The organism is Dysgonomonas sp. Shenzhen-Wh21, assembly GCF_043392705.1.
Classification (GTDB): Bacteria; Bacteroidota; Bacteroidia; order Bacteroidales; family Dysgonomonadaceae; genus Dysgonomonas.
Window position 1 is genome coordinate 1 of record NZ_JAIXHZ010000070.1, and the last position, 4,175, is coordinate 4,175.

The 4,175-nt window shown below is 35.7% G+C and carries 2 protein-coding genes and 2 pseudogenes; 2 read left to right on the top strand and 2 right to left on the bottom strand.

From position 1 onward, the window contains the following. Positions 1-1,722: transglutaminase family protein (locus LDB17_RS04250; RefSeq protein ID WP_393924903.1), on the bottom strand; the 1,722-nt coding region annotated here is incomplete at its 3' end. Between the two features lie 182 nt (positions 1,723-1,904). Here LDB17_RS04250 and purH point away from each other — a divergent pair. Together purH and LDB17_RS04260 are read left to right on the top strand one after the other, a co-directional pair. Continuing rightward, on the top strand, positions 1,905-3,428 hold the full coding sequence (purH, locus tag LDB17_RS04255; protein WP_393924904.1) for a bifunctional phosphoribosylaminoimidazolecarboxamide formyltransferase/IMP cyclohydrolase: 1,524 nt from the start codon (positions 1,905-1,907) through the stop codon (positions 3,426-3,428). Positions 3,429-3,461: 33 nt separating this feature from the next. Next, a pseudogene (locus LDB17_RS04260) lies at positions 3,462-4,070 on the top strand (rod shape-determining protein); the annotation flags it as partial. On the opposite strand, the pseudogene LDB17_RS04265 reads toward LDB17_RS04260, so the two are convergent. After that, positions 4,065-4,175: pseudogene (locus tag LDB17_RS04265) on the bottom strand (rod shape-determining protein); the annotation flags it as partial. The pseudogenes LDB17_RS04260 and LDB17_RS04265 overlap by 6 nt on opposite strands.

The following is a 4,175-nucleotide window of genomic DNA, read 5'->3' on the forward strand; positions in this document are numbered from 1 at the left end:
CAGTATCGATTTATATATATAAACTTCATTGTTTTTTTGCCTATAACTTATAGAGTATTTTCCATAATCAGATTCCATATTTATATCTTCCGGCAATTTTACTTTTTTGTCATCAGGTAAGGAATAGCAAATAGTATCTTTATAAAAACTTGGGTAGTCTAGTTGGAGGTCACTTTTTCGTAGACCAGGAGCCTCATAGGAGGGTATTTCTATTGCAAAAGGTTCAATAATTAAGTTGTTCCCATATTTTTTCAATAAATTATGAAACTGACACTCAGCATTCAGCTTTATAGAAGGATTGTCAGAAGCAGCTTTCTCTAAATTGAAATCAATAAGATCGTATGAACCTGTCAAAATAGTATTTCGTATATATTTATCAATCGTATTTTTATTAATATCGGAAGCCAGATATATTAAACTTTCATAATTGTCGCCTCTAGCTGTTGATGCAAGTTTTACGTCAGATGTTTTGAGATCAACAAGAATCGAACGGCTGCATAATATATCGTTTGGGTTTAAAGGAGGAATGTTTACAAAATGGCTGTTATTCTCGTCAATAAGTAAAGCTTTGCGAGCTTGAGTAAATGTCCCCATGTATCCGAATGGCGTATTTTTTGAAGTACACTCAAGGTAAACCGTATCTTTTTCGAAAGGAATTGTAAGAATAGCATGATTGAATGCCTGAGAGGGGAAAGTCGTATCTACATCAACTATTTGTCCTCCTGTAAATATTAATGTGTAATATGATTTTATTCCGGCATATTTGAGCATTGCCTGCATGTAGTTGGTCAGAGCTTTGCAATCTCCATATTTGTTGGTAGAAACATAGCTCGCCGGATATGTTTGCATTCCTCCTATATTGATGCTAACGTTTATGTAGCGAGTATAATCCTGTAGATATTGATATAAGATCTTTGCCTTTTCTTTATCATCTGTTACGCCTGAGAGTAACGAGTTTATCTTTGCTTGCTCTGGTGTGGGTAGGATATCTCTGCCTCTATTTAATCTGTATATCCAGTTTCCAAAAGATTTCCAATTCTCATTGTTGCCCTCTACTCCATATTTGAAATTAATAGGAGCAGCGTGTATTATGGGAGCTTCGGTATTGTTTGGTGAAGCGTTTAGTTCTTTTGTTTTAAGAGGTCTATAATTATATTTCCAAACATATCTGATATTATTGTTTATAGTATCTATAGCCGGAGGTTCTGTGTTTCTTTGTTTAAATGTAATACGCAGATCTATTGGTGCTTCAGCAACAAGTTCTCCTGAGATTATAGGTGTCCGTGAATTTGTATAATTGAGAGAGGCAAGACTAAGAAATTTAGAATAAATTACTCTGAACGAATAGATAATTCTGTAAGGATATTGATTGTGTTTCAGTTCAAAAGATTTAACAAAATCATCTTCGTATAAGGAGATATTTGAAATAGAGCTTCTGTCTGTTATTTCTTTATTCTTTAATTTCCTTACAATATTGCCCTGCATATCTTCTATCCAGGCATCTCCCACAGAAACTTTATCGCCTTTACTATAGTTGATAAGTATCTCGGCATCATGATCGCCCATTCGTTCATTAATCTGTAATATAACAGAATCTGTTCTTATCAATTTGTCACCTTTGATTTGGTTATAACTTTTATACTTTATATATTCACTTCTGAAATCTTGAGATACAGCAAAAAGAGGTATTATATATAAGATTACAATTGCGATAAATTTCATGATTAACAAGCTAAGTATGTAAATTAAGATTTGTTTGTAAATATATGAAAAATGTGAACGCAATATTGAATTTTTGTTGATTTATGTAACAAAATGTATTCTTCAAAAATTATACTAAAAAGGGTAAGTAATACTAATAGTTTTTTTAACTTTGTATCCCTAAAAAAGGATATTAACACACCATGTCTTTAGAGAAAAAAATTAAAACCGCATTAGTCTCAGTTTATCATAAAGATGGCTTAGATGAAATTTTGAGAAAGTTAGATAGTTTGGGAGTTCGCTTTGTGTCGACAGGTGGAACCAGAAATTTTATAGAGTCGCTAGGCTTCGCTTGTGATGCTGTGGAAGATGTAACAGGATACCCCTCTATTTTGGGTGGGCGAGTTAAAACATTACACCCTAAAATATTCGGAGGTATACTCTGTCGTAGAGAACTATCGGAAGATATGAAGCAAATAAAAGCGTACGATATACAAGAGATTGACCTCGTTATTGTAGATTTATATCCTTTTGAAGAAACTGTTGCCTCAGGAGCAGGAGAACAAGATATAGTTGAAAAAATAGATATTGGCGGTGTATCATTGATTCGCGCCGCTGCAAAAAACTTTAAAGATGTAGTAATTGTAGCTTCAAAGAATCAATACGCACCTTTAATGAATCTTTTGGAAGAAAAAGGCGGAAAATCAGATATTGCAGATCGTAAATTCTTTGCAAAAGAAGCATTCTCCGTATCATCGTCATACGATACAGCGATCTTTAATTATATGGATAATTATGAAGGATCGGCATTTCGCTACGCAGAAGATGATGCAATGCATCTCAGATATGGAGAAAATCCGCATCAGAAAGGGACTTTTTGCGGAGATTTCAATGCCATGTTCGACCAATTACACGGACGTGAAATATCTTACAATAACTTGTTAGATATCGAAGCTGCAATAAGTTTGATCAGTGAGTTTGACGAAACTACTGTAGCTATATTGAAACATAATAATGCTTGTGGTATAGCTTCGAGAGAAACAGTAGTTGAAGCATGGAAAGATGCATTGGCTGGAGATCCTGTTTCCGCTTTCGGTGGAATTATTATAAGTAATAGAAAAATAGATAAGGTAGCAGCTGAAGAAATAAATACTATTTTCTTTGAGATTGTAATTGCTCCCGAATATGATAAAGAGGCTTTAGAAATACTAGAACAAAAGAAGAATCGTATTATTCTGGTGCAAAAACAGTCTTTAGAGGGAACTAAACAATTCCGTTCATTACTGAATGGTGTTTTGGTTCAGGATAAAGACCTAAGTATACAAGCTGCTTCAGATTTGAAACTTGTTACAAACAGACCTTTACAAGGAACCGAAGCTGAAGATTTGCTATTTGCGAATAAGCTTGTAAAACATACGAAGTCGAATGCTATTATTCTGGTTAAAAATAAGCAACTTTGTGCAGGTGGTACAGGACAAACATCTCGTGTTGACGCTCTCAAGCAAGCTATAGAAAAGGCCGATGCTTTTGGCTTTAAGCTTGATGGTGCTGTAATGGCTTCTGATGCCTTTTTTCCTTTTCCCGACTGTGTCGAGATCGCAGGAAATGCAGGTATCACAGCTGTGGTTCAACCGGGAGGATCTATAAAAGACAACCTATCAGTAGAATATTGTAACGAACACAATATATCTATGGTTATGACGGGAGTGCGTCATTTTAAACATTAAATGTAATTGTAAATAAGCAAATATAACATCAATATGGGATTATTCTCTTTTACTCAGGAAATTGCGATGGACCTTGGCACTGCCAATACTATCATCATACATAACGACAAAATAGTTGTCGATCAGCCATCAGTAGTGGCTTTGGAACGTAAAACAGGGAAAGTCATAGCTGTTGGAGAACAAGCCCGACAGATGCATGGGAAAACCCATGAGGACATAAGAACAATCAGACCGTTGAAAGATGGTGTGATTGCAGACTTTACGGCTGCGGAACAAATGATTCGCGGACTAATAAAGATGTTCAATAACAAAGGACGTTTATTTGCACCCTCATTAAGAATTGTTATTTGTATCCCATCCGGAAGTACTGAGGTTGAAACCCGTGCGATCAGAGACTCTGCAGAACATGCCGGAGGTCGCGATGTTTATATGATATATGAGCCGATGGCTGCGGCACTTGGTATTGGCCTTGATGTAGAAGCGCCGGAAGGAAACATGATCGTTGATATAGGCGGTGGTACAACAGAAATCGCTGTAATTTCTCTTGGAGGTATTGTGTCAAATAAATCAATAAAGATTGCAGGAGATGACCTTACAGAAGATATTCAGGAGTATATGGGACGTCAACATAATATCAAAGTCTTCGGGCACATCCTCGTCAGGTAATTCTGTCAAAGCAGCACCAACTGCTATTTTAATATTTTCTGCTGTGCGCTCTCCTACTTTGATATTATGTTGACGTCCCAT

Bases quoted from the DNA above. Each gene is read 5' to 3' on its own strand.
- purH (WP_393924904.1), top strand. From the start codon at position 1,905: ATGTCTTTAGAGAAAAAAATTAAAACCGCATTAGTCTCAGTTTATCAT.